The 25447-nt window shown below is 68.9% G+C and carries 25 protein-coding genes and 1 pseudogene; 15 read left to right on the top strand and 11 right to left on the bottom strand.

Annotation, left to right across the window (positions count from 1 at the left end):
* Window positions 1–138 precede the first annotated feature (138 nt).
* Entirely contained in the window at window positions 139–990 is an 852-nt protein-coding gene (locus LGM71_RS17070) for an SDR family oxidoreductase (RefSeq protein WP_124620780.1), read from the top strand.
* Between the two features lie 150 nt (window positions 991–1140).
* Here the strand turns inward: LGM71_RS17070 and LGM71_RS17075 are convergent, their stop codons facing one another.
* Genes LGM71_RS17075 through LGM71_RS17090 form a run of 4 tightly spaced genes read right to left on the bottom strand, consistent with a single transcriptional unit; the run spans window position 1141 to window position 4760 of the window.
* Window positions 1141–1734, bottom strand: coding sequence for a peroxidase-related enzyme (locus LGM71_RS17075; protein ID WP_226115476.1), 594 nt, complete (start codon window positions 1732–1734; stop codon window positions 1141–1143).
* Window positions 1731–2261, bottom strand: coding sequence for a CMD domain-containing protein (locus LGM71_RS17080; protein WP_226115477.1), 531 nt, complete (start codon window positions 2259–2261; stop codon window positions 1731–1733). Before LGM71_RS17080 ends, LGM71_RS17075 begins: the two co-directional genes overlap by 4 nt.
* Window positions 2262–2307: 46 nt before the next feature.
* A complete protein-coding gene (locus LGM71_RS17085; RefSeq protein WP_226115478.1) occupies window positions 2308–3750 on the bottom strand; it encodes an NAD(P)-binding domain-containing protein in 1443 nt (480 codons plus the stop codon).
* A complete protein-coding gene (locus LGM71_RS17090; protein WP_226115479.1) occupies window positions 3747–4760 on the bottom strand; it encodes a LysR family transcriptional regulator in 1014 nt (337 codons plus the stop codon). Before LGM71_RS17090 ends, LGM71_RS17085 begins: the two co-directional genes overlap by 4 nt.
* A gap of 60 nt (window positions 4761–4820) precedes the next feature.
* On the opposite strand from LGM71_RS17090, the gene LGM71_RS17095 reads away from it, so the two are divergent.
* The 5 genes from LGM71_RS17095 to LGM71_RS17115 are packed head-to-tail and all read left to right on the top strand — an operon-like array spanning window position 4821 to window position 9789.
* Window positions 4821–5102 carry a hypothetical protein gene (locus tag LGM71_RS17095; RefSeq protein ID WP_226115480.1) on the top strand — a complete coding sequence of 94 codons (282 nt, stop codon included), beginning with the start codon at window positions 4821–4823 and terminating at the stop codon, window positions 5100–5102.
* A 13-nt stretch (window positions 5103–5115) separates the two neighbouring features.
* Window positions 5116–6309: an ABC transporter substrate-binding protein gene (locus LGM71_RS17100; RefSeq protein ID WP_175814671.1), complete on the top strand. Its 1194-nt coding sequence runs from the start codon at window positions 5116–5118 to the stop codon at window positions 6307–6309.
* Window positions 6310–6347: 38 nt separating this feature from the next.
* A complete protein-coding gene (locus LGM71_RS17105; protein WP_226115556.1) occupies window positions 6348–8159 on the top strand; it encodes an ABC transporter permease in 1812 nt (603 codons plus the stop codon).
* Between the two features lie 11 nt (window positions 8160–8170).
* Window positions 8171–9028 carry an ABC transporter ATP-binding protein gene (locus tag LGM71_RS17110; protein WP_226115481.1) on the top strand — a complete coding sequence of 286 codons (858 nt, stop codon included), beginning with the start codon at window positions 8171–8173 and terminating at the stop codon, window positions 9026–9028.
* On the top strand, window positions 9025–9789 hold the full coding sequence (locus LGM71_RS17115; protein WP_174909045.1) for an ABC transporter ATP-binding protein: 765 nt from the start codon (window positions 9025–9027) through the stop codon (window positions 9787–9789). Before LGM71_RS17110 ends, LGM71_RS17115 begins: the two co-directional genes overlap by 4 nt.
* Before the next feature lie 92 nt (window positions 9790–9881).
* Here the strand turns inward: LGM71_RS17115 and LGM71_RS17120 are convergent, their stop codons facing one another.
* Both LGM71_RS17120 and LGM71_RS17125 read right to left on the bottom strand, forming a co-directional pair.
* Entirely contained in the window at window positions 9882–11303 is a 1422-nt protein-coding gene (locus tag LGM71_RS17120; RefSeq protein ID WP_226115482.1) for a sensor histidine kinase, read from the bottom strand.
* Complete coding sequence (locus LGM71_RS17125) at window positions 11290–11955, bottom strand: response regulator transcription factor (protein WP_124901449.1); 666 nt, start codon at window positions 11953–11955, stop codon at window positions 11290–11292. Before LGM71_RS17125 ends, LGM71_RS17120 begins: the two co-directional genes overlap by 14 nt.
* Window positions 11956–12191: 236 nt before the next feature.
* Between LGM71_RS17125 and LGM71_RS17130 the strand changes: the two genes are divergently transcribed.
* Window positions 12192–13208: an ABC transporter substrate-binding protein gene (locus tag LGM71_RS17130; RefSeq protein ID WP_059601225.1), complete on the top strand. Its 1017-nt coding sequence runs from the start codon at window positions 12192–12194 to the stop codon at window positions 13206–13208.
* A 107-nt stretch (window positions 13209–13315) separates the two neighbouring features.
* Window positions 13316–14635 carry an MFS transporter gene (locus tag LGM71_RS17135; RefSeq protein ID WP_151049970.1) on the top strand — a complete coding sequence of 440 codons (1320 nt, stop codon included), beginning with the start codon at window positions 13316–13318 and terminating at the stop codon, window positions 14633–14635.
* Between the two features lie 150 nt (window positions 14636–14785).
* On the opposite strand, the gene LGM71_RS17140 is transcribed toward LGM71_RS17135, so the two are convergent.
* Both LGM71_RS17140 and LGM71_RS17145 read right to left on the bottom strand, forming a co-directional pair.
* On the bottom strand, window positions 14786–16582 hold the full coding sequence (locus LGM71_RS17140; RefSeq protein ID WP_226115483.1) for a sensor histidine kinase: 1797 nt from the start codon (window positions 16580–16582) through the stop codon (window positions 14786–14788).
* On the bottom strand, window positions 16579–17226 hold the full coding sequence (locus LGM71_RS17145) for a response regulator transcription factor (RefSeq protein WP_151049967.1): 648 nt from the start codon (window positions 17224–17226) through the stop codon (window positions 16579–16581). The genes LGM71_RS17140 and LGM71_RS17145 overlap by 4 nt, the downstream gene beginning before the upstream one ends.
* 282 nt (window positions 17227–17508) lie before the next feature.
* Between LGM71_RS17145 and LGM71_RS17150 the strand changes: the two genes are divergently transcribed.
* The 4 genes and pseudogenes from LGM71_RS17150 to LGM71_RS17165 all read left to right on the top strand — a co-directional run bounded on the left by LGM71_RS17150 (window position 17509) and on the right by LGM71_RS17165 (window position 20965).
* The gene (locus LGM71_RS17150; protein ID WP_124620809.1) at window positions 17509–17961 is read left to right on the top strand and encodes a hypothetical protein; all 453 of its coding nucleotides are present in this window, start codon (window positions 17509–17511) and stop codon (window positions 17959–17961) included.
* 102 nt (window positions 17962–18063) lie between these two features.
* Entirely contained in the window at window positions 18064–20082 is a 2019-nt protein-coding gene (locus LGM71_RS17155) for an LssY C-terminal domain-containing protein (RefSeq protein WP_226115484.1), read from the top strand.
* A gap of 3 nt (window positions 20083–20085) precedes the next feature.
* A pseudogene (locus tag LGM71_RS17160) lies at window positions 20086–20379 on the top strand (helix-turn-helix domain-containing protein); the annotation flags it as partial.
* Window positions 20380–20455: 76 nt separating this feature from the next.
* Window positions 20456–20965 carry a GNAT family N-acetyltransferase gene (locus tag LGM71_RS17165; RefSeq protein ID WP_174909023.1) on the top strand — a complete coding sequence of 170 codons (510 nt, stop codon included), beginning with the start codon at window positions 20456–20458 and terminating at the stop codon, window positions 20963–20965.
* 8 nt (window positions 20966–20973) lie between these two features.
* Here LGM71_RS17165 and LGM71_RS17170 read toward each other — a convergent pair whose 3' ends face one another.
* Both LGM71_RS17170 and LGM71_RS33175 read right to left on the bottom strand, forming a co-directional pair.
* On the bottom strand, window positions 20974–21927 hold the full coding sequence (locus LGM71_RS17170; protein WP_151049958.1) for a leucyl aminopeptidase: 954 nt from the start codon (window positions 21925–21927) through the stop codon (window positions 20974–20976).
* 58 nt (window positions 21928–21985) lie between these two features.
* The gene (locus LGM71_RS33175) at window positions 21986–22108 is read right to left on the bottom strand and encodes a hypothetical protein (protein ID WP_006752127.1); all 123 of its coding nucleotides are present in this window, start codon (window positions 22106–22108) and stop codon (window positions 21986–21988) included.
* Between the two features lie 192 nt (window positions 22109–22300).
* On the opposite strand from LGM71_RS33175, the gene LGM71_RS17175 reads away from it, so the two are divergent.
* Together LGM71_RS17175 and LGM71_RS17180 are read left to right on the top strand one after the other, a co-directional pair.
* Entirely contained in the window at window positions 22301–22534 is a 234-nt protein-coding gene (locus LGM71_RS17175; protein WP_226115485.1) for a hypothetical protein, read from the top strand.
* 77 nt (window positions 22535–22611) lie between these two features.
* Complete coding sequence (locus LGM71_RS17180) at window positions 22612–23859, top strand: YbfB/YjiJ family MFS transporter (RefSeq protein ID WP_226115486.1); 1248 nt, start codon at window positions 22612–22614, stop codon at window positions 23857–23859.
* Window positions 23860–23904: 45 nt separating this feature from the next.
* Here LGM71_RS17180 and hpaC read toward each other — a convergent pair whose 3' ends face one another.
* The gene (hpaC, locus tag LGM71_RS17185) at window positions 23905–24450 is read right to left on the bottom strand and encodes a 4-hydroxyphenylacetate 3-monooxygenase, reductase component (protein WP_059601253.1); all 546 of its coding nucleotides are present in this window, start codon (window positions 24448–24450) and stop codon (window positions 23905–23907) included.
* A gap of 331 nt (window positions 24451–24781) precedes the next feature.
* On the opposite strand from hpaC, the gene LGM71_RS17190 reads away from it, so the two are divergent.
* Window positions 24782–25414, top strand: coding sequence for a response regulator transcription factor (locus LGM71_RS17190; protein WP_124620829.1), 633 nt, complete (start codon window positions 24782–24784; stop codon window positions 25412–25414).
* The last annotated feature ends 33 nt before the right edge of the window (window positions 25415–25447 follow it).

A 25447-nucleotide genomic window follows, 5' to 3' on the forward strand; every position in this document is an offset into this window, starting at 1 on the left:
CAGCTATCCGTGACGAACACGAACGGGCGCGGAGCTGCTTGCGCGCCGGCACGGCAGCGATGGCGGCTTCGTATGTCGAAGCGGTCGTCGCGGCCCGGCAATGCGGCGCGAATTCCATTTGCGATCAGGAGGCACATCATGTCCCACACCATTCTCGTGACCGGCGCGACCGGGAACATCGGGCGCGAACTCGTCGCGCAACTGAAGGCGGCCGGCGCGCATGTGATCGCCAGCTCGAACAGCGGCAGGGCGGTCGAAGGCGTCGAAACGCGTCGCGCGAACCTTGCCGACGCCGCGAGCCTCGCGCATGCATTCCAGGGCATCGACACGCTGTTCCTGCTGCTGCCGCTGCAGGCCGACATGGTGACGCTGGCCGGCAATGCGGTTGCGGCGGCCCGGGCAGCCGGCGTCACGCATATCGTCCGCTCGTCGGGCGCGGGTGCCGACGCCGCGTCGCCGGTCGCGATCGGGCGCGTGCAAGGCGAAATCGACCGGCTCGTGATGGAGTCGGGCATCTCATACACGATCACGCGGCCCAACTGCTTCATGCAGAACTTCGTGACGTACTACGCGGGCATGATTCGCGCCGGCGCACTATATCTGCCGCAGGGCGACGGGAAGGTGTCGTTCGTCGACGTGCGCGACATCGCCGCCGTCAATGCGACGATCCTGCGGCACCCGGCCGCTCATGCCGGCCGGATCTACGAGCTGACGGGCGGCGAAGCATTGTCGAACGCCGACGTGGTCGCACGGATCGGCACGGCGCTCGGTCGCAAGGTCGAGTACGTGCCGGTGACGGACGAGGCGGCGATCGAATCCATGCGCGCCGCGGGTGCCGACGCGTGGTCGATCGATGTGCTGATGAGCCTGAACCGGATGATCGCGGCCGGCCACGCGGCGGCCGTCAGCGCCGACGTGCAGGCGCTGCTCGGGCGCGCGCCGATCGCGTTCGAGCGGTTCGTTGCGGATCACGTCGATAGCTGGCGCTGAGCGTAGGCGACGCCGCGCAGGTGCGGCGGCCTTCGCGGCGTCACGCGCGATGCACGTCGGATTCGCGCATTCGGTGTCGGCGACGCATCGCATGATCGATGCGTCGGGCGACACGCAGGCAGCGTATGCCGTCGGGGGCGCGTCGCCGAATCAGGCGTCGATTGCCGGCTCCGGAAACACCGGTTCGCCCAGCGTCAGCATCAACCGGTTCGCCCACGCGAAGATTGCGACCGCATGCGACAGGTCGAGAATGTCCTCGTGCGTCAGCCCTTCGGCTTCAAGCGCGGCGATGTCGTCTGCATCGACCGTATCGGGCCGTTCGGTCAGCGCGATCGCATAACGCACGATCGCGCGTTCGCGTGCCGTCGTGCCGGCTGTCGCCGGATCGTCGAACACCTGCTCGATCGCATCGGTGCGTTTCGCGAGCTGTGCGAAGCGTTGCGCATGCACCGACGCGCAATACACGCAGCCATTCACGCGCGACACGGCCGTGCTGGCGAGTTCGCGCTCCGCACGCGACAGCCCGCCGGGGCCGTACATGATCGCGTTGAACACGCCCGAGCGTTGCCGCAGGATGTCGGGCAGGTGGACGAGCAGCAGGTAGTAGTCGGATGTCTTCGCGTGCGGGTGACTCGCTTCGAGCACCGCCAACTGATCGGGTGTCGCGGCATCGAGCGATACCGTGTCGAGCCACGCGCGCCAGCCGAGCGTGGCGGACGTGAAGCCGTGGGCGGGCGTCGTCATGCGGCCTCCTTGGCGGCACGCGCCTGAAGCGCTTGCGCGGCAATCGCGACGCGCAACTGATACGCGACGAACGCAACGAGCTGCGACAGCGCGACGATCGCGGCCGTCGTGAGTCCGGCCGACTTCAGCGCGTCGAGATCGGACGGGCGCGCATCGACGGGCGCGTATGTCAAAAGCCGCGCATGAACGAGGATCGCGCGAAGGCGCGGGGCAAGCGCGTCGAACGCATCGGTATCGGCGCGCGCGATGTCCTCGACGGTGCCGCCCGCATCGAGCAGCCGCGTGCGATACGCCGAGGCCAGTGCGTGCGCGTTCGATCGCTGCGCGACATACCGCGCCGCATGCAGTCTTTCGACCAGCGAAAGATCGGGCAGCGTGGGATCGAACAGCACGGCTTCGCTCAGCCGCGTATGGCGCAGCACCTTGTCGCGTGCGCGGCGCAGCGCGGTGACGGCATCGCCGTCGCGCAGGCCGGCCACCGCGTCGATCGTATCCGGCGCGGCGGCCGGCGTGATGGATTCAGTCATCGTTTCGGGTTTCCCTTCGTTATCTGTGTCATCGATGAACGCGCGCTCACGCATCGGCATCGCGCCATTCGTCGCCTTGCAGCTCCGCATTCGCGTATGCGACCAGCGCGTCGAAATGCCGGTCGCGGTCGGCGTCGAACAGCCGGCTCGCAATGCCGCGCGCCAGCCGTTCGGCGCCCGCGCTGATGGCGGGGATATCGCCGGACAGCTTGCCGTGGCTCAGGCTCGCCGCATGGTTGAAGCAATGGATCTGCGTGACGGCCGGGCACGCACCGGGCTCGCGTTCCTGGAACGCGAACGCGGGGCCGAGATCGGGCGATTCGGCGAGTTCGTCGAGCTGCTTGCCCGGTTCCGGTCGATAGCGATCCTTCCAGCGCCGCACGTGCGAGCCGAACGACGCGAATTCCGCGCGCGTCGTCCAGTCCGAATGAAAGCCCGTCGCGAAGACCAGGAAGTCGACGGTGTAGCGCCCGCGCGGCGTCGTCACGACGAGGCCGTCCGCCTGTTCGGCGAGCGTCTCGATCGGGCTGCCTGCGTGAAAATGCGCGTGCTCGTGGCGCGACACGCGCAGCACGCTGTCGCGCGGCGGTGGCGTTTGCGACGTCAACGCGTAGTGCATGAAGCGCCACTTCGTCGCATCGTCGAGATCGGCGTAGCCGTGCACGAGGCCCGGGCTGCCGATGCCGGTCAGCTTGTTGATGCGCGGAATGTCCGCGCGGCGGAAGAACAGGTCGACGCGCGCGGCGCCGGCTTCGAGCGCGGTGCCCGCGTTGTCGAATGCCGATGCGCCCGCGCCGACCACGCCGACACGCTTGCCCGCAAGCGCCGCGAAATCGATCGGCTCGGACGAGTGGGCCCAGCGCGTACGCGGTGCGCGTTGCGCGACGGGCGGCGCGTAAGGGCCGCCGAGGCCGTCGCGGCCGGTCGCAAGCACGACGTGCCGCGCGAGCAGCGTCTGCGCCTCGCAGTTGCCGTGCACGTCGAGCGCGAGCAGCCCGTCGTCGCGCGGGCGCAGCGCGACGAGCGTCGTATCGTTGCGCACCTGCAGGTCGAGCACGCGCCGATACCAGCGCAGGTAGTCCATCCACTGCGTGCGCGGAATCTTGTAGAGCGCGTCCCACGCGTCGCGGCCGTGTTGCGCTTCGAACCATGCGCGGAACGTCAGCGCGGGCAGGCCGAGCGCCGGGCCCGCGAGCTGCTTCGGCGAGCGCAGCGTGTCCATCCGCGCGAACGTGACCCACGGCCCTTCGTAGCCGGCCGGCGCGCGGTCGATCACGCACTGGTTGTCGATGCCGAGCAGGCGCAGTTCGGCGGATGCCGCGAGCCCCGCCATGCCGCCGCCGACGATCGCGACGTCGAGCACGCGCGTGCCGTCGGCCTCGCGCGGCGGCACCCACGACGGCGCTGGCAGGTCGAGCCAGCGCAGGTCTTGCGCGAGCCGTGCTTCGAGTGCTTCAAGTGCTTCAAGTGCGTCGGGCGGCGTCGTCATGCGGCCTCCGGGCGGGTGCGGCGTGTACGTGTCGTGTGGGGCGGGCGCGGTGCGCGCTCGTTGCGCAGCCGGTCGCCGCGCAGCAGCGCGTCGTGCGCGGCGGCGTCGTGAAAGATCACGTCGTCGAGCAGCGCGCGCGTGGTGCGATGCAGCGCGTCGAGCAGCGCATCGACGGCGGCGGTGCGCGCCTTGCCGGCCGGCGTCGCGACGCCGAACGCGAACGGGACGTCGACGTCGAGCGCTCGCGCGACGACGCCGTCCACCGGCAGCGCGACGCCCGTCGCCGGGTCGACGATGCCGATCCCGATGCCCGCGCGCGCGGCCATCACCGCATTCAGCGACGCATTGGTTTCGATGAACACGCGCGCATCGACGCGCGCGGCTGCGAATGCCGCATCGATCCGCTGGCGCAGGCGGTGCCGGTTCGCGACCGTTACGATGCGGCGGCCCGCGAGATCGCGCAGCGCGATGCGCGGTTTCGTCGCGAGCGGGTCGCCGGCGGGCAGCACGGCGACGCATGGTGTCTGCGCGATCCAGTGCACGTCGAGCCCCGCGTGCGCCATCGGCAGCGTGACGACACCGATGTCGGCCGTGCCGCCCAGCACTTCGTGCACGACGTGCTCGGCCGATTCGCTGCGCAACTGGTAGTGCGGCGCGTGCGCGCCGTCGGGCAGCGCGGCGAGCGCGGCCGGCACGAGCGTGGCCGCGAGCGACGGCGTCGCCGCGATGCGCACGGGTTCGGTCGTTTCGTCGCCGAGCGCGCGCGCCCGCGCCTCGATCGCGCGCAGGCCGACCAGCGAGCGCTCGACTTCCTCGTACAGCAGGAATGCGCGCCGCGTCGGCGTGACGCGCGGGCCGTGCCGGTCGAACAGCGCGTAGCCGAGATCGGCTTCGAGCTCCTGGATCTGCCGCGTGACGGCCGGTTGCGAGCGGCCGAGCAGTTCGCCCGCGCCGGTCACGCTGCCGGCCGACATGACCGCGGAAAAAGCTTCGAGTTGATGCAGCTCCATGACGCGTTCCGATGATGCGATTTGCGCATTGTAGGAGTGTGAGCATGCGCGATTCATATAATGATTTTTGCTATCGACAGCGCGGAAACTGCGAAGCGCGCGATCGTCACGATGGTCGATGCTGCGTGCCGGCACCTCGGCTGCGAGCGGCGCCGCGCGGGAAACGTCAATCGAATCAACGCGATGCGATGCCTGCTCACGCACCGCGCGATACGCGCCACGCGGATGGCCGTTCGCGAACGTCATCCGCATCGCGCCGCACGCGATATCGATATGCGCAAAACTTCGTTGGAACGCCCTGAACCGGATGGTTACATGCCCTCACTCTTTTCGACTGACTGAAGGTGGGGGCGGCATGAACGTTTCGGGGAACGACGCACGCGGCGCATGGCGGCGCGTGCTGGGCACGGTGGCGGCGCTCGCTGCCGCATGGGGCTTGTCGACGGGCGGCGCGCTCGCGGCAGGCGTCTCGGGCGAGCCGGTGGTGATCGGCGTGAGCGGGCCGCTCACGGGCCAGGACGCGCAATACGGCGAGCAATGGAAGCGCGGCTTCGATCTCGCGCTCGACGAGATCAACGGCAGCGGCGGCATTCACGGCCGGCCGCTCGCGGTCGACTTCCAGGACAGCCGCAGCGATCCGCGTCAGGCCGTGGCGATCGCGCAGAAGTTCGTCGCCGATCCGCGCATCGCGATCGAGCTGGGCGATTTCTCGAGCGCGACGTCGATGGCCGCGTCGCCGATCTACCAGCGCGGGCAACTGATCCAGTTCGGCTTCACGAATTCGCATCCGGATTTCACGAAGGGCGGCGATTACCTGTGGAGCACCGCGCTGAGCCAGGCCGAGGAGCAGCCGCTGCTCGCGCGCTACGCGGTGAAGGAGCTCGGCTTCAAGCGGATCGCGGTGCTGTACCTGAACACCGACTGGGGCCGCACCAGCAAGGACATCTTCGCGAAGGCGGCGGCCGGGCTCGGTGCGCAGGTCGTCGCGGCCGAGGGCTACCAGCCGGCGGAGAAGGATTTCCGCTCGACGCTCGTGCGGATCGGCGCATCGAAGCCCGATTCGATCGTGCTGATCTCGTACTACGCGGACGGCGCGCAGATCGTGCGGCAGGCACGCACGTCGGGCGTCACGCTGCCGATCGCGGCGGTCGGCTCCGTGTATTCGCCGAAGTTTCTCGAACTGGGTGGCGCGGCCGTCGACGGCGTCTATACGGAATCGAACTTCTTCCCGGCCGAGCCGCGCCCCGAGGTGCAGGCGTTCGTGCAGCGCTATCGCGCGAAATTCCATGCCGATCCCGATTCGTTCGTTGCGCGCGCATACGATGCGCTGATCCTGTCGGCCGAAGTGCTGCGCCGCTACGGCACGACACGCCAGGCCGCGCACGACGGTTTCGCGAAAGTGAGCGACGTGCCGAGCGTGATCTTCGGCAAGGTGCGCTTCGATCCGCAGACGCGCCGCGTCGCCGGCGCGCGCACCGTGTATCTGGTCGTGAAGCAGGGGCAGTGGGCGCTGTGGGACGGCGCGAAGCCGCAACTCGCCGCGCGCTGATTCCGAATCAACTGCATGCAAGTGACGGACGCATCGTGATGGCATCCTGGCTCGACTACACGCTCAACGGCCTCATCGTCGGCAACATCTACGCGCTGCTCGCGGTCGGGCTCGCGCTGATCTTCGGCGTGTCGCACCTGATCAACTTCGCGCACGGCTCGGTCTACATGGTCGGCGCGTTCATCGGCTGGCTGTGCCTGACGCGCTTCGGGCTGCCGCTGCCGGTCGCGCTTGCGGCGGTCGTCGTGGGCTGCGGCGCGCTCGGCATCGCGATCGAGCGGATCGGGCTGCGGCCGCTGCGCCACGCGGCGCGGATCGCGCCGCTGCTCGCGACGATCGGCATCAGCTTCATCCTCGACCAGTTCGCGCAGCTCGCGTTCGGCGCGGACCCGCGCGCGGTGCCGACGCCGCTGCCCGACTGGCACCTGCGGATCGCCGGCGCGACGCTCGGCTCGCTCGACCTGCTGATCGCGGGCATCGGCATCGCCGCAGCCGCGCTGCTATACGGCTTCCTGCGCTTCACGCGCCTCGGCTGGGCCGTGCGCGCAACCGCGCAGGATCGCGACGCGGCGCTGCAGATGGGCGTCGACGTCGACCGCGTGAACCAGACCGTGTTCGCGATCGCGTGCGCGCTCGGCGGCGTGAGCGGGCTGCTGGTCGGCATGTACTACAACAGCATCGATCCGGCGATGGGCTTCCAGGCGACGCTGAAGGGCGTCGTCGCACTGCTGATCGGCGGGCTCGGCAACGTACCGGGCGCGATCGCGGGCAGCCTGCTGCTCGGTCTCGTCGAAAGCTACGGCGTCGCGCTGTTCGGCACGAGCTATCGCGATCTGTTCGCATTCGGACTGCTGATCGTATTCCTCGTATGGCGCCCGAACGGCTTGTTCAGCGCGAACCGCGCGTTGCCGCCGGAACCGATGACGGGCACGTTCCTCGCGGCCGCGAAGGCCGTTCGTGTGCCGCGCCCGGTGATCGTCGTGCTGATCGCCGCGGCGGCCGTGCTGCCGTGGCTCGGTGCATCGCCGTACGTGCTGCAGACGCTGACCAACGCGTGGCTGTACGGGCTGCTCGCGCTGAGCCTCACGCTCGTCGCGGGCACGGTCGGGCAGATCTCGCTCGGTCACGCCGCGCTGCTCGTGATCGGGGCGTATGCGTCGGCGCTGCTGTCGTCGGATCTCGGCTGGTCGCCGGCCGTGACGATCCCGTGCGCGGGCGCGATCACGGCCGTGCTCGGCACACTGCTCGTCTATCCGGCGTTCCGGCTGCGCGGGCACTACGTGTCGATCGCGACGCTCGGCATCGGCGAAGTGGTAAGCCTCGTGATCCTGAACTGGGACGGCCTCACGCGCGGCCCGCTCGGCATTACCGGCATCGCGCCGCTGCCGTGGGCGACGACCGCGCGCGCCGCGTACTGGTTCACGTTCGCGGTGCTCGTCGTCTTCGCGCTCGTGCAGGTGCGGCTGCTGCGCTCGCATCTCGGCCGCACGCTGCGCGCGGTGCGCGAGGACGACGTTGCCGCACGCGCGCACGGCATCGCGCCGAACCGCTACAAGGCGATCGCGTTCGCGGTCGGCGGCGTCGCGGCCGGCGTGAGCGGTGGGATCGCCGCGCACCTGTACAGCTACATCAATCACCAGACCTTCGATTCGCAGGTGTCGATCCTCGCGCTGACGATGGTGATCCTCGGCGGGCTCGGCAACGTGCTCGGCGGCATCGCCGGTGCGGTCGCGCTGATCGGGCTGCCGGAGCTGTTCCGTTGGGCGGCCGACTACCGGATGCTGATCTACGGCGTCGTGCTGCTGCTGCTCGTCCGGTTCCGGCCGCAAGGCCTGCTCGGCGCGGTGTGAGGAGGAATGCGATGACGACCACCCGACCCTTGCTCGACGTGCAGGGTTTGACGCGCCGCTTCGATGGCGTGACCGCGCTCGACGGCGCGAGCCTGACGCTTGCCGACGGCGAACTGCTGAGCGTGATCGGGCCGAACGGCGCCGGCAAGTCGACGCTGTTCAACCTGATCGCGGGTGCCGACCGGCCCGATGCCGGCCGCGTGACGTTCGACGGCCGCGACATCACGGGCACGGCGCCCGAACGGCTCGCGGCGCTCGGCATCGCGCGCACGTTCCAGCACGGCCGCGTGTTCGGCAACCTGAGCGTGCTCGACAACGTGCTGATCGGCGCACATGCGCGTCTGCGCGCGGCCCGGCCCGGCTGGCCCGCGCTCGGCGCGGCGGCCGAGGTGCTGCGCGCGCTCGTGCGGCCCGCGTCGGTGCGGCGCGAGGAGGCGGCACTGCGTGAAGAAGCGCGCGCGATCGTCGCCGGGTTCGGCGAACGGCTCACGCCGCGCATCGATCATCCGGCGCACAGCCTGTCGTATGCGAACCGGCGACGCGTGGAGATCGGCCGCGCGCTCGCGCTGCATCCGCGCCTGCTGCTGCTCGACGAACCGACGGCCGGGATGAACGAGACGGAGACGGCCGAGATGCTGCAGCTGATCCAGTCGCTGAAGGCGCGCGGCCTGACGATCCTGCTGATCGAGCACAAGCTCGAACTCGTGATGCGCGTGTCCGACCGCGTGATGGTGCTCGACAACGGCGTGAAGATCGCTGAAGGCGCGCCGAGCGACGTGCGGCACGATCCGCGCGTGATCGAGGCCTACCTCGGCCGGCGTCATGCGGGCGGCGCACCGGCCGACCGCGCGGCACAGGCGGCCGCATGACCGCACTTTCTTCAGGGCCCCACACGACCATGACCGATGCGCTGCTGAAACTCGAACACCTCGATACGTTCTACGGGCCGGTGCAAGTGCATTTCGACGTGAACTTCGAAGTGGGCCGCGGGCAGATCGTCAGCCTTCTCGGCGGCAATGCGAGCGGCAAGTCGACGACGATGAAGCTGATCCTCGGGCTGATGCGGCCGCGTCGCGGTGTCGTGCGCTTCGACGGCGACGACGTGACGGCGCTCGCGACGCCGCAGCGCGTGCGGCGCGGGATCGCGGCCGTGCCCGAGGCGCGGCGGCTGTTCGGCGACATGAGCGTGCGCGAGAACCTGCTGATGGGCGCGTATACGCGCGGCGACCGCACGGCGGTGGCGGAAGACTACGAACGCGTGCTCGACCTGTTTCCGCGTGTGAGGGAGCGGCTCGCGCAGCGCGCGGGCACGCTGTCGGGCGGCGAGCAGCAGATGCTCGCGATGGCGCGCGCGCTGATGGCGCGGCCGAAGCTGATCTGCATGGACGAGCCGACGATGGGGCTGTCGCCGCTCTATGTCGACAAGGTGCTCGAACTGATCGACGCGATCAACAAGCAGGGCGTGACGGTGTTCATGGTCGAGCAGAACGCGAGCCTCGCACTGGAGATCGCGCATTACGGATACGTGCTGCAGACCGGGCGCGTCGTGCTCGAAGGGCCCGCGAAGGCGCTGCTCGACGACGAGCGCGTGCGCGATGCGTATCTGGGCGGGGAGGTGGTGGCGCTGTAGTTGGCGTGGCTCATCGGCAACCGAACCATGATGACCTGCGGCTCACGAGTTGAAGCAAGTGCCGGTTCGACCGTGAGCCGGGTTTCACCGGCCTATGCCCGCCTCGCGCCCATCCCCGCCGCTCGCGGAAACGTCATCACCACCGCGAACCCGCCGGCGTCCGGAAACGCGAACCCGATGCGCCCGCCGTGCGCTTTCATGACTTCCTGCACGATCGCGAGCCCGAGCCCCGACCCGGTTCGATGCTCGCTGCCGTCCGGCGCGATCCGGACGAACGGCTGCAATGCCGCCTCCCAATGCTCGCGCGGAATCCCCCGCCCGTTGTCGGTGACGGTCAGCGTCACCGCTTGATCCGCGTTGCCCGCGCTGGCGACCGACACGACGATGTCGTCTGCATGCCCATGCAGCAGCGCGTTGTGCAGCACGTTCGACAACGCCTCTTGCAGACTGATCGCATCGCCGTCGATCCACGCATGCGGGGCGTCGCTCGCGAACGCGACGGCCACATCGCGCGTGTCCGCGAGCGGAATCGTGCGGCCGAGCACGTCCTTCGCAAGCGCGACGAGTTCGACGGGTTGCAGCGGCACGACCTCGGTGCGATGAATCACCATCGCATGATTGAGCAACTGCCCCGTGAGGCGGCCGACGTCCGCGCTGGTCGCGCGCAGCGCGTCGAGCCGTGCCGCATGGCGCGCGGGATCGGATTCCCCGTCGAGCAATTCGATCTGCGCGTCGAGCCGCGCGAGCGGTGTGCGCATCTGGTGCGCGGCGTCGGCGATGAAGCGCTGCATTGCGTTGATGCGCTCGGCCAGGCGGTGTATCAACCCGTTGATCGAGCCGATGATCGCGTCGATCTCGCTCGGCGTGTCGACGGCCACGGGCCGCAGGTCGGCCGGGTCGCGCGCGGCGATGAGCGTGCCGATCTGCGCGAGCGGGCGCAGGCCGCGCCGGATCGCGAGGCCGCTCGCGCCGATCGCGAGCACGCTCATCAGCAGGATCAGCGTCCACACCTTGATGCTCATGTCGTTCGTGAGCTGCTGGCGCGCGTTGGTGGTTTGCGCAACGGTCACGAGCGCCCAGCCCGGCGTGCTTTCCTCGGGCATGTAGCGCGCGATGGTCGCCGTGCGGATCCGGTGCCCCTGGTAGACGGCGTTCGCGAACGCGGGGCCCTGTTTCGCGGCGGCGAGCGTCGCGGGGCTCGCGAGATCGTTGTAGCCGGCCACGACGACACCGCGCGAATCGACGACCTTGTAGTAGACGAGGTCGTAGCGCGACAGCGTCGACAGCGCGGCGACGGGCGGGTTCAGCGCGAGCACGCCGCCTTGCACGTAGAGGTTCTCCGCGACCTGGATCGACGCGCCGGCGAGCAACTGGTCGTACGCGCGTTCGGCCGCGACGCCCGCGTAGTAGCGCGCGATCGCCGCGAGCGCGAGCGCGCCGGTCGCGACGACGAGCGCGATGAACAGCAGCGTGCGCCCGAACAGGGTCTTCGGGAACCAGTCAATGCGCGGCAATCTGATACCCCATCCCGCGCGCGGTGCGGATCTCGACCGAGCTGCCCTGCAGCTTCCTGCGCACGCGTGTCACGTACTGCTCGACCGCGTTCGCGGTCGGCTCGTTGCCGAAGCTGAACAGCTGGTTCAGCAGTTCGTCCTTGGAGAAGATCCGCTGCGGGCGGCTTGCGAGAATCTCGAGCAGCGCGAATTCCTGGCGCGACAGCGACAGCGGCTGGCCGTCGAGTTCGGCAAGCCGGCTGCTGCGGTCGATCACGAGGCCGCCGAGCGTCAGCACGTCATTCGCATGGCCGCTGTTGCGGCGCAGCAGCGCCTGCACGCGCGCATCGAGCTCGCGGTAGTCGAACGGCTTCACGAGATAGTCGTCGGCGCCGAGGCCCAGGCCGCTCACCCGGTCGTCGATCGCGGAACGCGCGGTAACGAGCAGCACCGGCGTCGTGCTGCCCGACGCGCGCAGGTTACGCAGCACCGAGAAGCCGTCGAGGCCGGGCAGGTTCGCATCGAGCACGACGAGATCGAAGCGCTCGACGCGCAGCAATCCGTTCGCGGTCGAGCCGTCGGTTTCGAGATCGACGGCATGGCCGAGCCGCGCGAGGCGGCTGCGGATCGCCGCGCCGATTTCGGCATCGTCCTCCACGACGAGAATGCGCATGGTGCCGTTTGCAGGTAGATGAGTTACGGGTTTTCCCGAGGCCGGGATGTCAGCATTTTCTCAGACTCGCTCGATAACCTGTGTTCAGCCGGAACGAGCGATGACGGCATTAATACCAGAGGAGACGGCAACATGCAGCATGTCACGGGCACGACGAAGGCGCGGCCGAATGCACGGCGAAGCCTGACGCGGGCTGCCGCGTCGTCGCTTGCCGCCCGCGGTACGCAGGCGTGCGCATGACGACGTCGCCCCGACGCCGCGCGTTGCTCGCCGCCGGCCTCGGCATGCTTGCCGCACCGTCGCTGGTGCGCGCGAAGCCGCGCACGGTGCGGATCTCGAAAGGCTACGGCGTGCTGTACCTGCCGCTGCTGGTGATGGAGAAGCAGCGCTTGTTCGAGCAGCACGCGGCGCGGCACGGCGTGCGCGAGGTCGCGGTCGACTGGGTGCTGCTCGACGGCGGCAATTCCGTCAACGACGCGATGATGGCCGGCACGCTCGATTTCGCGGGCGCCGGCGCGCCGGGCTTCATCGAGCTGTGGGCGCGGGCACGGGGGATTCCGAACGTCGAGGTGATCGGTATCAGCGGATTGTCCACGACGTCGCTGTCGCTCAATGCGAATCGGCCGGGTCTCGCGTCGCTGCGCGACTTCACGCCGTCCGACCGGATCGCCGTACCGGGCATCCGCACGTCGCTGTCGGCGGTCGTGCTGCAGATGGTCGCGAGCCGCCAGCTCGGTGCGAAGCATTTCGCGCAACTCGATTCGATCACCGTGAACCTGCCGCATCCGCAAGCGATGCAGGCGCTGATCCGCCGCGAGAACGGCGTCACGGCGCACTTCACGTCACCGCCGTTCTCGACCCTCGAGTTGCGGCAGCCGGGCATTCATCGCGTCGTGAATTCGGTCGACGTGCTCGGCCCGCTGACGCTCGACGTCGTGTTCGCGCCGAAGCGGCTCGTCGATACGGAGCCCGCGCTGGCCTCGGCATTTCTCGGCGCGCTCGACGAAGCGAACCGCCTGATCGCGCAGGACCCGCGCGCGGCGGCCGCGCTGTATGCGGCCTCGTCGGGTGTCGGCGTGTCGCACGACGACGTGATGCAGATGCTCGCCGCGCCGGACACGCGTTTCTCGGTGCGGCCGAACCAGCTGATGGACTACGTCGAATTCCTGTATCTCGCCGGCACGATCAAGGCGAAGCCGCGCGCGTGGCACGAGATGTTCGCGCCGATGCTCGACGACTACCGGACCGGCTGATCGCCGCCGTCCGTCGCCCGATTTCATCGAACACCCCCGCGCCCGCGCGTGCATCGCGCGCGGCGCCGATTCAACCGACAAGCAACCGATTCACGGAGGAGCCCGCAGTGAATACAACCGAAACCCTGGACCCCGCGTCCGCCGAAGAGCAGCGCATCATGTCGAAGATGGCGCGGCGCCTGCTGCCCATCCTCGTCGTGATGTTCCTGATCGCGTTCATCGACCGGCAGAACGTCGGCTTCGCGAAATTGCAGATGGTGCACAGCCTCGGGATGACCGAGGCCGCGTTCGGTCTCGCGTCGTCGCTGTTCTTCATCGGCTACCTGCTGTTCGAGGTGCCGAGCACGCTCGCGCTGCATCGCTATGGCGCACGCGTGTGGCTTGCGCGGATCATGCTGACGTGGGGCCTCATCACCGTGCTGATGGGCTTCACGACGTCGATGCCCGCGTTCTGTTCGCTGCGCTTCCTGCTCGGGATCGCGGAGGCCGGCTTCTATCCGGGCGTGATCTATTACCTGACGCTGTGGTTTCCGCAGAGCTACCGCGCGAAGGTGCTCGGCATCTTCACGCTGGGCAGCGCGCTCGCGAACATGCTCGGCTCGCTGGTCGGCGGCGTGCTGCTGGGCCTGAACGGCGTGTGGGGGCTCGCGGGCTGGCAGTGGGTGTTCGTGGCGACGGGCATCCCGGCGGTGATCGTCGCGATTGTCGTGTTTCGCGTGCTGCCGGCGTCGTTCCGCGATGCGCCGTTCCTCGACGAACGCGAGAAGCAGATCGTCGCGGCCGCGCTCGAACGCGAGAAGCCGGTGCAGGCAGAACATGCCCAGCCGTGGAAGGCGCTACTCGATCCGCGCGTGATGCTGTTCGCGGCGACCTACATGCTGATGTCGACGTCGTTGTACGGCGTCACGTACTGGCTGCCGACGATCGTCAAGTCGTTCGGCGTGTCGAGCAGCACGAACGGCTTGTTGAGCATGCTGCCGTGGGCGCTCGCGGTATTGCTGCTGCTGTGGCTGCCGTCGAAGCTGCGCCGCGCGAAGAGCATCCTGCGCACGATCGCGATCGTCGCGGCGCTCGGTGCGCTCGGCTTCCTGCTGAGCCTCGTGCTGCCGTCGACGCCGCTGCGCTTCATCGCGCTCGTGCTCGGCGGCGCGTGCATCCCGCTGCTGTATCCGTGCTTCTGGTCGATGCCGCCGCGCTACTTCACCGGCGCGCGTGCGGCGGCGAGCGTCGCGGCGATCAACTCGATCGGCAACCTCGGCGGCTTCTTCAGCCAGAACCTGATGCCGTTCGCGGGCAAGGTGACGGGCACCGCGTTCGGCCCGATGATCGTGCCGATCGTGTGCCTCGCGCTGCTCGGGATCGGCGCGCTGGTCGCGTGGTCGCGCTCGGAGCGGGCGATGTCCAGATCCAACCTGGGACGATGCTGAAAGCCGCACGCGCAGCGATGGAAATTGATTGGGCGAGTGGCGACGATCGACGAAAACGTTCGAACAACTCACCATCCTGACCGTTCGTCATCAGCGGGAAAGGACGACGACTGACCCCCGCAGCGGCATTCCGCCGCTGCATCCTCACCCTTACCCCTGCGTCCGCGACGCCCCCGGTGCTTCATGCGCGATCGCCACATGCGCCGACGCCACCGGAATGTCCACCTCCACCGTCGTTCCCTCGCCGAGCGTCGTATCGATCCGCAGCGTCCCGCCGACGAGATACGCGCGCTCGCGCAAGCCGACCAGCCCGAACGATCCCGACTTGCGCGGCGCACCGGGATCGAATCCCGCACCGTCGTCTCGAATCGTCAGCGTGATCGTCTCGTCACGATAAACGAGCGCCACGGTCGCGCTCGACGCAGCCGCGTGCCGCGCGACGTTCGCGAGCGCTTCCTGCGCGATGCGGAACACGGCCGTCGCATACGGTTCGTCGAGGTGCAATTCGCCCGGCTCGACGTGCAGCGCGCACGCCATGCCGTGTCGGTGCCGGAAATCCTCCACGAGCCATTGCATCGCGGCCGCAAACCCGAGGTCGTCGAGCATCAGCGGGCGCAGGTCAGTCGCGATGCGCCGCGTGGCCGTCACCGCGCCGCGGGCGAGCGCATGCATCGCCGCGATCTTGCGCGCCAGCGTCGCATCGTCCTGCGGCACGTGGTCGAGCAGCCATTCGAGATCGTTCTTCAGCGTCGCGAGGGTCTGCGCGAGTTCGTCGTGCAGTTCGCGTGCGATGCGGCGCTGTTCGGCCTCGCGTGCGCTCGCGCTGATCGCCGCGATCTCGCGCAGCTCCTCGCGCGACGCCTGCAGCGCCCGCTCCGCGCGCACACGCTCCTCGACTTCGCGCCGCAGGTCACGGTTCGACGCGCTCAACTGCGCGGTGCGGGCTGCGACACGCTGCTCGAGCCGTTCGTTCGCCTCGTTGAGCTGCGCGCTCTTCTGCACGACGAGCAGGTGCTGATAGCGCGCGCCGGCCAGCGCGCGCACCGTCTGCGCATGCAGCCGGCCGTTCTCGAACAGCAGCGCGAACAGCACGACACCGGACGCGACGAGCCCATAGGTCCGCCCGGCGTAGAAGCCGAGGTCGAAGCGTCCGTGGTTCAGCATCGACGACAGCGCGATGTCGAACAGCCATGCGACGAGCACGATCATCACCCACAGGTCGAGCACGGAATGATGGCGCCGCTGCCGCCACATCAGCACGAGCGCGGCAAGATTCAGCGCCCAGACGACCGCGATCGCGTTCGTCATCGTCGAGGCCATCCGGTTGCCCTGCATGATGCGGGGCAGCAGGTCGTGGCCGGCGGTCGCGAGCAGTGCGAGCGCGCCGGTCGCGCCGGCCGTCAGGGCGATGCAAAGCAGCAGCGGAATCGCCGCGCGGCGCTGCTCGAGCGACGGCGGATGCGCGCGCGGGGCCGCGCGCAGCAGCGCGTATGCGGCGACTGCCAGCGGAAAGCCACCGTGCCAGAACAGATAAAGCCACGCGGTGGTCTGTTCACCCGCGCCGAGCAGGCCCGTCGGCGCGAACAGCCCCGGAAAGGTCAGCATGTGCGTGCCGGCCATGAAGCCCGTGAACAGGTAGCCGCCGGCGAGCGCGAGCAGCGATTTCTCGCGCAGGATCGCGTACTGGCCGAGCAGCAGGCCGGCCGTCACCATGTCGTTGACGACGATCGCCGACTGGTACACGGGGATGAAGCCCGACACGTGGGCAAGCGGCATGCCGGCGAACGGCGCGAGGGCGATGAAGATCATGGCCGACACGACGACTGTCGCAATCGCGAGCCGCCGCTCCCGCCGGTCGGGCGGCAGCGACGACATGAACAGGCGCGACGGCTCCGACGCGTCGTCGTCATCGGCCGCGGCCGGGCGGAAGCGGAATGCGGGCATCATGCGTCGTCGATGCCGAGATCGAGATCGTGGCGCATCGCGTAGCGCACCAGCGCGGCTTCGTGCGGCAGTTCCATCTTCTCGAGGATGCGCGTCTTGTAGGTGCTGACCGTCTTCGCGCTCAGCGTGAGGTCCGCCGCGATCCGCGTGACCGTCTGGCCCGCGACGATGCGGCGCATCACGTCGAGTTCGCGATCGGACAACCGCTCGTGCGGCAGGATTTCGGACGGCGCGCGCATCGTGTGCGCGAGGCTTTCGGCCGCCGACGCGCTCACGTACACGCCGCCGGCCGCGACCTTGGTGACGGCCTGGACGAGTTCGGCGGTCGCGCTGTCCTTCGTCAGGTAGCCGGTCGCGCCGGCCTTGAACGTGCGCGCCGCGTACTGCGTTTCCGCATGCATCGTCAGCACCAGCATGCGCAGCGATGGCACCTGCGTCTTGACCAGCCGGATCAGCTCGATACCGGTCGGCGCGGGCATCGACAGGTCGAGCAGCAGCACGTCGGCGGCGCAACGCTCGGCCAGCGCGAGCGTGGCCGCGCCGTCGCTCGCCTCGCCGACGATCTCGAAACCGCCGGCCGTTTCCAGGATGTGACGCAGTCCGTCTCGCATGACTGCGTGATCGTCAGCCAGAATTACCCTGATCATCTAGCGGCCCTCTTTTGGATGACGCGGCTGCGGTTCTTCTGATCAATATATGCCGCCGAATCGGGAAGTGGTGCTCCCGCGGGACATTTTTGAGACATCTGGGGGTCGAATGTGTCTTGAAGCGAAATAATCGTCGTGAAATGGCTCGGGCGGTAGGGGCAGACGGGGAGGGTATTCCCGAGGAATCGTCACGGCCGGGCAGACGGCGTGCCTCGCGGCCCACCCTGATTCAGGGATAAACTGGTGCCCGATTGCATCGTCCAGACCCGAGGAGCCGCCACGATGATCGATCTTGCCGACATCCTGCCGTCCGCGTTGCCCGCCGCCGTCGCGTGGGCCGACGCGCAGGCGGCTCACGGGCTCGCACGGGGCGTGCCGCTGACGCCCGCGCAGGCCGACGACGCGCGTACCGTGGGCGTCGCGCAACCGGAGCGAATCCGCGTCGTGGTCGCCGACCGGCTGCCGTTCCCCGACACGCCGGCGCTGGGCGCGATCGCGCGCGACACCGGTCTGCTGTCGCCGGGGACGATCGGCCTCACGCTCGGCCATGCGGTGTTCGTGCTGCGCGGCCACGACACGCGACGCCTGCTCACGCACGAATTCCGCCATGTGCATCAGTACGAGGAAGCCGGGTCGATCGGCGCGTTTCTCGCGCGCTATCTGCACGAGATCGCGACCGTCGGCTACCACGACGCGCCGCTCGAGGCCGACGCGCGGCAGCACGAGTTCGACTGACGCCACCGGCCGGCGCGAACGCGCACACACGCCCATGAACCTTCCTCACGCCATCGCCGGCCCGATGCGGAACCGTCGCGCCGCCACGCCGCGCGGCCCGCGATGAGCGACACGATCCACGCGTGGCTCAGTGCGATTGGCGCGCACCCGGCGCTGGTGCTGGCGATCGTGTTCGCCACGGCCTGTGCCGAGGCGATCGCGTTGATCGGCACGGTCGTGCCGGCCGGTGCCGTGATGTTCGCGGCCGGCACACTGATTGGCGCGGGCGCGCTCGACGGCTGGACGGTCGTCGGCGTCGCGGCCGCCGGCGCGATCGTCGGCGACGGGATCAGCTACGAGCTCGGACGCCACTACGGCGGTGCGATCCGGAATGGATGGGTCCGGCTGGGCTACGCGGATGCGTATGCGCGCGGCGAGCAGTTCGTGCTGCGCCACGGCACGAAGAGCATCGTGCTCGCGCGCTTCCTGGCGCCAGTGCGCGCGGTCGTGCCGGTGGTCGTGGGGTGCGCGACGCTGCCGCGCCGGTCGTTCTATCCGGTCAACGTCGTGTCGGCGCTGATCTGGGCGCCGGTGCACATCGCGCCGGGCATCCTGTTCGGCGCGTCGGCGCTGCTGGCCGCGGCGATCAGCGTGCGGGTCGCCGCGATTCTGCTGGTGGTCGCCGCGCTGGTCGCGCTCGTGTGGATCGGCGTGCGTGTCGCGCTGCGGCGCGGCTGGCCGCTGCTGCACCACGCGCTCGTCGCGGCCATGTACGCGTGCATACGCCGCTGGCCGCGGTTCGGCGCGCGGGTGCACGACATGTTCGTGCGCGTGCGCCGCCTGCCGGGCGCGGTGCCTGTGTTCGCGCTGCTGTTCGTCGGCTGCGTGTGGCTGTTTGCCGGCATCGTTCAGGACGTCGTCGCGAACGATCCGCTGATGCACGCCGACATCGCGCTATATGCGTTCCTGCAGAACCTGCGCACGCCGCCCGTGGATGCCGCGATGCGCGCGCTCGCGGTGCTGCACGGACACGATACCGGGCTGATCGTCGCGGCCGCATTTCTCGTCTGGCTGATGATCCATCGCTGCTGGGTGACGTCCGCATGGTGGCTCGCGACGGTCGGCATCGCGGTCGTGCTCGTGCCGGCGTTCGGCGCCGGCTTGCCCGGCACGATGCCCGCGAACCTGCCGCCCGGCGCACTGCACATGCCGCTGCCCGACGCCGATGCGGCGTTCGCGATGCTCGCGAGCAGCGGCATCGGCTGGGTGCTCACGCGCGACCGGCCGGCGCTGTGGCGCATCCCGGTCGTGACGGCGGTCGTGCTGTGGATCGTGCTCGGTGGTTTCGCGCGACTGTACGTCGGCGATACGTGGTTGTCGGGCTTGCTCGGCGGCTGGAGCCTCGGGCTCGCGTGGTTCGCGATGCTGGCGGGCGCCTATTCGTACTGGCGCGTGCGCGAGCACGTGCAGCCGCGGGGCGCACTCGTCGCGGTGCTCGTCGTGCTCGCGACGACCGGCGTCTGGACCGTGCCCGCGCAATGGCAGCTCGATCGGGCGGCGCGTCCGCACGTGGGCGACGTCGTCGCGATGACCGTCGATCAGTGGCTGCGGGGCGGGTGGCAGCGCGTGCCGACGCGGCGCTCCGAGATCGGCGGCGATCGCGAGGAATATCTGCCGCTGCAATGGTGCGCGACGTCGGACACGCTCGATCGCCATCTGTCGCTGGCCGGCTGGCAGCGCGCGACGCCGTGGTCGCCCGCCACGACACTGCGCTGGCTGCTGCCGCAGGCGCCGGCCGATGCGCTGCCCGTGCTGCCGCGCTACACGCATGGCCAAAGCACGCGCCGGGTGTTCGTGCGTGTCGATCCGGCCCGTCCGGACAGCCGCCTCGTACTGCGGCTGTGGCGTTATCCGTATGTGCTGCAGGACGCGCTCGGCACGCGGCCGCTGTGGTACGGCGCGCTGTATCGCGAGACGCTGCATCGGCCCGCGCGACTGATGACGATCGTGCGCACGACGACCGTCGACGATGCGGCGACGATCGCGCAGGCGCTGAAGATCGAGCCGACGATCGAGCAGCCGCCTGCGGGGATGAGCGCGGCGCCGGCCGCGATGCTGCTCGTGTGGATGGTGCAGCCTTGAAGCGCGTGCGCGAACAGCCTTGCATTCGATCGCGCGTTTCTCGATCGGCCGCTGCCGCATGCGAACCCGTTGACGGTTTCGATGTGCGAGCAGATATGCAGCCAACTGGTCGACGCGCAGGCGCGCGGCATGATGGCCGAGACGCTGCTCGGCGATGCGCACTTGTCGCTGACGGAGGTGGCCGAGCGGCTCGGCTTCAGCGACCTGTCGAGTTTCTCGCAGGCGTTCAAGCGCTGGTATGGCGTGCCGCCGGGCGCTTATCGCAGCGGCCTGTTGCGCGACGGCGGCCCGCAATGACGCTCCGACACCGTGTCGCACCACGCGCGTCGGCTCGCACGCGCGCATTCCCCGATCCCTTCACGAGAGAACCCGCATGATCACGCTTCGCCCGATGACCGAAGACGATTTCCCCCGCTTCTGGCCCACGTACCACGCGATCGTCACCGCGCAGGAGACCTATGCATTCGATCCGGCGGCGACGCGGGAGGCCGCTCGCGCGCAGTGGCTCGACGCGCCGCTCTGCACGTGGGTCGCCGAGGAGGATGGCGTGCTGCTCGGCTCGTACTACCTGAAGGCGAACGCGGCCGGGCCCGGCAATCACGTGTGCAACTGCGGGTATATGGTTGGCGAGGCCGCGCGCGGCAAGGGCGTCGCCCGCCTGATGTGCGAGCACTCGCAGCAGGTGGCGCGCGAACGCGGCTTTCTCGCAATGCAGTTCAATTCGGTGGTCGCGACCAACGAGGTGGCGGTGGCGCTGTGGCAGAAGCTCGGCTTCGAGATCGTCGGCCGCTTGCCGCGCGCGTATCGCCACGCGCGGCTCGGCTTCGTCGATTGCCTGGTGATGTACAAGTGGCTCGGCGACACGGCGGCCGCCGAAGCCTGATTCGACAGTCAGACGGCGAACGCGCCGTCGAACACGATCCGCTCGTCGAACGCGAGCGTGCCGCGCGCGAAGATCAGGTCGAGGTGGTGGCTGCCGTTCGCGCCGCCGCCGAGGCCGAGATGCAGCCCCGGATGGCGTTCCTCGAACCCGGCGTTGCGGCCGTACAGCGCGCGGATGCCCAGGTTCGTGCCGATGCCGAATTCTTCGATGCGCCGGTGATTGTCATGCCGGTCGAGGTACGACGCGAAGTCGCGCCGGAAGCCCGCGTCGTCGCTGTCGAAATCGACGATCAGGCTGTCTTCGACGTGCAGCGTCGCGAGTCGCTCCGTCACGCGGTACTTGATCGCGAACGGCACGGTGCCGAGGAACGTGCCGCTGAATACGATCGAGCCGTGCAGGTCGGTGACGTGCGTCGCGATCTCGCCGGGCACGACGTCGAGATTGCCCATCCCGTCCACGCTCGTCCATTTCTGGTCCGGTGAAAGCGAGCCGGTCAGCGTGTTGCCGGCTTCGTCGATGAAGTGGATCCGCGATGCGCGCGCGGCCGCTTCGATCAGCCGGCCGTTGCGCGCGGCGATGTCGTCGAGCGATTCCGCGAACGCTTCGTCGAGATGTGGGCCGTAATCCTTGAACAGTACCGACTTGCTCCAGTGCTCGACGATCGCGGGACGGATCGCGGCCAGGAACGGCGGGCCGCTCGGCGACGGTGTCGGCAGGCACGACGAGTCGTACAGCAGCACGAACAGATCCGCGCGCGCGAGCGCGGCGGCGATGTCGGCGGGCGGGGTGGTTTCGAGGCAGAGGGTCGTCGCGTCGAACGAGTCGGGCAGGGCGGAAAACGCGCGCAACGCGACGTCGCGGTTGCGGGTGTCGTAACCGACCAGGAGTTTGCCCGTTTCGCCGCGTGCGAGCTTGTCGCGCAGCGCCGGGTGACAGCCGAGCGCGCGGTGCAGGTTCAGCATGCGTGTCTCCGGAAGCGGCGGAAGGGCCGCGGCCCTTCCGCGGGAACGGGCTGGCCGCTCAGACTGGCCAGAGCGCGGTGCCGAACGGCACCACGGCATCCTCGACCATCATGTCGACGGCCTCGGGGTGCGTGTCTTCCTGCATCCAGTCAAGCAATTCGATCTGCCGGGTTTCCTGCATGTCAATTCTCCTGTGGTGAACATGAGCGATTCAACATGAAAGCGCGGTAAAGGGATTACCGCCGCTCGTCCGGAATTTTTTGAATACCGGGCGAGTGGCGTCGATATTAGTCTGATGATTTAGCGAATGCAACGCGTTGCATCGTTTTTAGCTGCGGTGTGCTAAACAAGCTGGTTCGCTGCGTATCGTGCGATGAAGGCGAATGAATCGGATCGTGAAGGCCGTGGATTAATTGTTTTGAATATCGAGGCCGTCAATGATGAATTCATTCATGTGATTCATTTAAATTGCGAGTGCAATCGCGTCGATCGTTTCGGGTTTCATCATTCGCGAACGATGCGCACGCGGCTGACGTCCATGCGAATTGTCCGCCAGCAGTCGACGAGCCGGCTCCGGCGGCTGCCACGATTTTCTGGCACCATCTGACGACTTCGCGTGCGGGCCGCAGCCGCGCGCGCACCGCCGTCCCGGCGGCACGATTCGAACCACGATGGAGACATGCGATGCGCACAGCGCCGCAACCGGAGCACGCCGGCCGAGCAGGGCCGCATGCCGGCGCCGCCGAATCCGACCGGATGGCAGCATGGCGGCTCGCGATCTGCCTGTCGCTCGGCAGCGCGATCGCGCTCGGCCTCGCGCGCTTTTCGTATGCGTTGCTGCTTCCGCCGATGAAGGTCGATCTCGGCTGGAGCTTCGCGCAGGCCGGCGCATTGAACACTGCGAACGCGGCCGGCTACCTGATCGGCGCGCTCGTCTTCCCGTTCCTGTCTCGGCGCTGGCGCACCGGCACGCTGCTGGCGACCGGCTGCGCGCTGACCGCGGTGCTGATGGCCGCATGCGGGTTCTCGTCCGGCATGAACACGCTGCTCGTCGAACGGCTCGCGACAGGCGTCGGCAGCGCGCTGATCTTCATCAGCGGCGGTGTGCTGGCGGCGCGGCTCGCGTCCGCGTCGCCGCGCGATGCGGGGCTGCTGCTCGGGCTCTATTACGGCGGCACGGGGTGGGGCATCGTCGCGTCGTCGCTGCTGGTGCCCGCGACGCTCGTACATCGCACGCACGGATGGCAACCCGCATGGTTCGCGCTCGCGGTCGCGTGCGTGCTGTTCTCGGCGATCGCCGTGGCGGCGGCGCGTCGCATCGAGCATGCGCACGCGGCACCGGCCGTGCGGCGCGACGGCGCCGCGCCGGCGGCGGGCGCGAGCCCCGCGCGCTTCGCGCTCGCACTCGCGGGCTACGGACTGTTCGGCGTCGGCTACATCGGCTACATGACGTTCATCGTCGCGCTGCTGCGCGGCACGGGGATGAGCGGCACGGTCGTGTCCGCGTTCTACGTGATGCTCGGCGTCGCGACCATCGTGTCGGCGCGGCTGTGGTCGGGGTTGCTCGACCGGATGCGCGGCGGCCAGGCGCTGGCCGTGCTCAATGCGTTGCTCGGCGTGGCGACGCTGATGCCGGCGCTGTTCGCGCATCCGGCGGCCGCGTTCGCGTCGGGCGTGCTGTTCGGCGCGACGTTCCTGTCGGCGGTCGCGTCGACGACCGCGTTCGTGCGCCACAATCTGTCGCCGGAAGGCTGGGCGAAGGGCATCAGCGCGTTCACGACGATCTTCGCGTTCGGGCAGATCGCCGGGCCCGTCGCGATCGGCTGGGTATCCGACAGCGCGGGGCTCGCGCGCGGGCTCGTGTATTCGGCGCTGACGCTGTTCGCGGGCGCGGCGCTTGCGGCGGGACAGCGCGCGTTGCGCTCGGCGTAGCCCTGCGCGATCGGCGAGCGCGGCACCGTTTCGTTACCCCGACCGTTACCGCACGCAGGCGGTACGCGATACGCGATGGAACGCGCGGCTGAAGTAGATGAGGCTGTCGCCGTCGTTGCGCACGCGAATCGACGTCGCCTCGATGAACATCACCGAATGCGAGCCGACTTCCTTCATGTCGGCGATCGTGCCTTGCAGGCTCGCGAGCGCATCGCGCAGCACGGGCACATCCTGCTCGCCGCGATCCCACACCGGCAGCTCGAAGCGGCGCTCCATCGGCAACTCGGTGAGTCCTGCGAAATGCCGCGCGAGCAGTTCGTGCTCGGCCGGCAGCACGTTGATGCACACATGACGATTGCGCTCGAAGGTCGCATGCATCGCGCTCGACCGGTTCAGGCACACGAGCAGCGTCGGCGGCGCGTCGGTGACGGAACAGACGGCGCTCGCCGTGATCCCGCAGCGGCCGTGCGGCCCCGCGGTCGTGATCACGTTGACGGCCGCGCCGAGGTGGGCCATCGCTTGCCGGAAGGCCTGTTGCGCGGCGGTGGGTTCGGCGCGCGCCGGTTGCGGGGTATCGGTCGGTGCTGACATGGGCGCTCCTGGGTGAATGAGGTGGCGATCGTGCGAGCCGTCGATGCGGCATCGAATCGTCGACGATGCAGCAAGCGTACGTCGCGAAAAAGCCGGCGAACATTCGCACGAGTGACGATGAAGATGGCGTTCTCGCCAATGCATCTAAAGGTTCTACCTAGATGCGCGGCACGGCGCGCGGAAAAAAGTGCGATGGAGCATTGATGCGGCACTTGAAGGGGTATTCAGCGCATTTTCTGCTCGTTATGATGTGCCGCACACCCCGACGAACGACGCCTGCCTCACCCGCGGCGCGTGCGATGCCGATACCGATATCTTGCGAGACACCCCGATGACGTCACCCGCTCCGATCGTATACATCGTCGACGACGACAGCGGCATGCGGACGTCGCTCGCCTGGCTGCTCGAGTCGGTCGGCATCGCGTCCGAAGGCTTCGCGAATGCCGCCGATTTTCTCGCGCGCTTCGACGTGAACCTGGTCGCGTGCCTGGTGCTCGACGTGCGGATGCCGGAGAAAAGCGGTTTCGACGTCCAGGCGGAACTGAACGCGCGCGGCGCGACGCTGCCGGTGATCTTCGTGAGCGGACACGGCGATATCCCGATGTCCGTGCGCGCGCTGCAGAACGGCGCGATCGATTTCGTCGAGAAGCCGTACAACTCGCAGCAGATGCTCGAGCGCGTGCAGCGCGCGTTGCGGCTCGCGCAGCAGCGGCACGCGGTCGGCCAGCGGCATCGCGAGCTGCGCCAGCGGCTCGACGCGCTGACCGCACGCGAGAAGGAGGTGCTGCGCGGCGTCGTCGACGGCAAGGGCAGCAAGCAGATCGCGTCGGATCTGTCGATCAGCGTGAAGACCGTCGACGTGCATCGCGCGAGCATCAAGGAGAAGCTCGGTGCGACGTCGATCGCCGCGCTGGTGCGCGACGTGATGGTCGTGTGGGGGGACGACGGCGACACGCCGCGCTAGATGCACGAATGCGCGCCGTCGCGCGCGCCGCGT

This window comes from Burkholderia sp. AU33545 (genome assembly GCF_020419685.1).
GTDB classification, from domain to species: domain Bacteria; phylum Pseudomonadota; class Gammaproteobacteria; order Burkholderiales; family Burkholderiaceae; genus Burkholderia; species Burkholderia diffusa.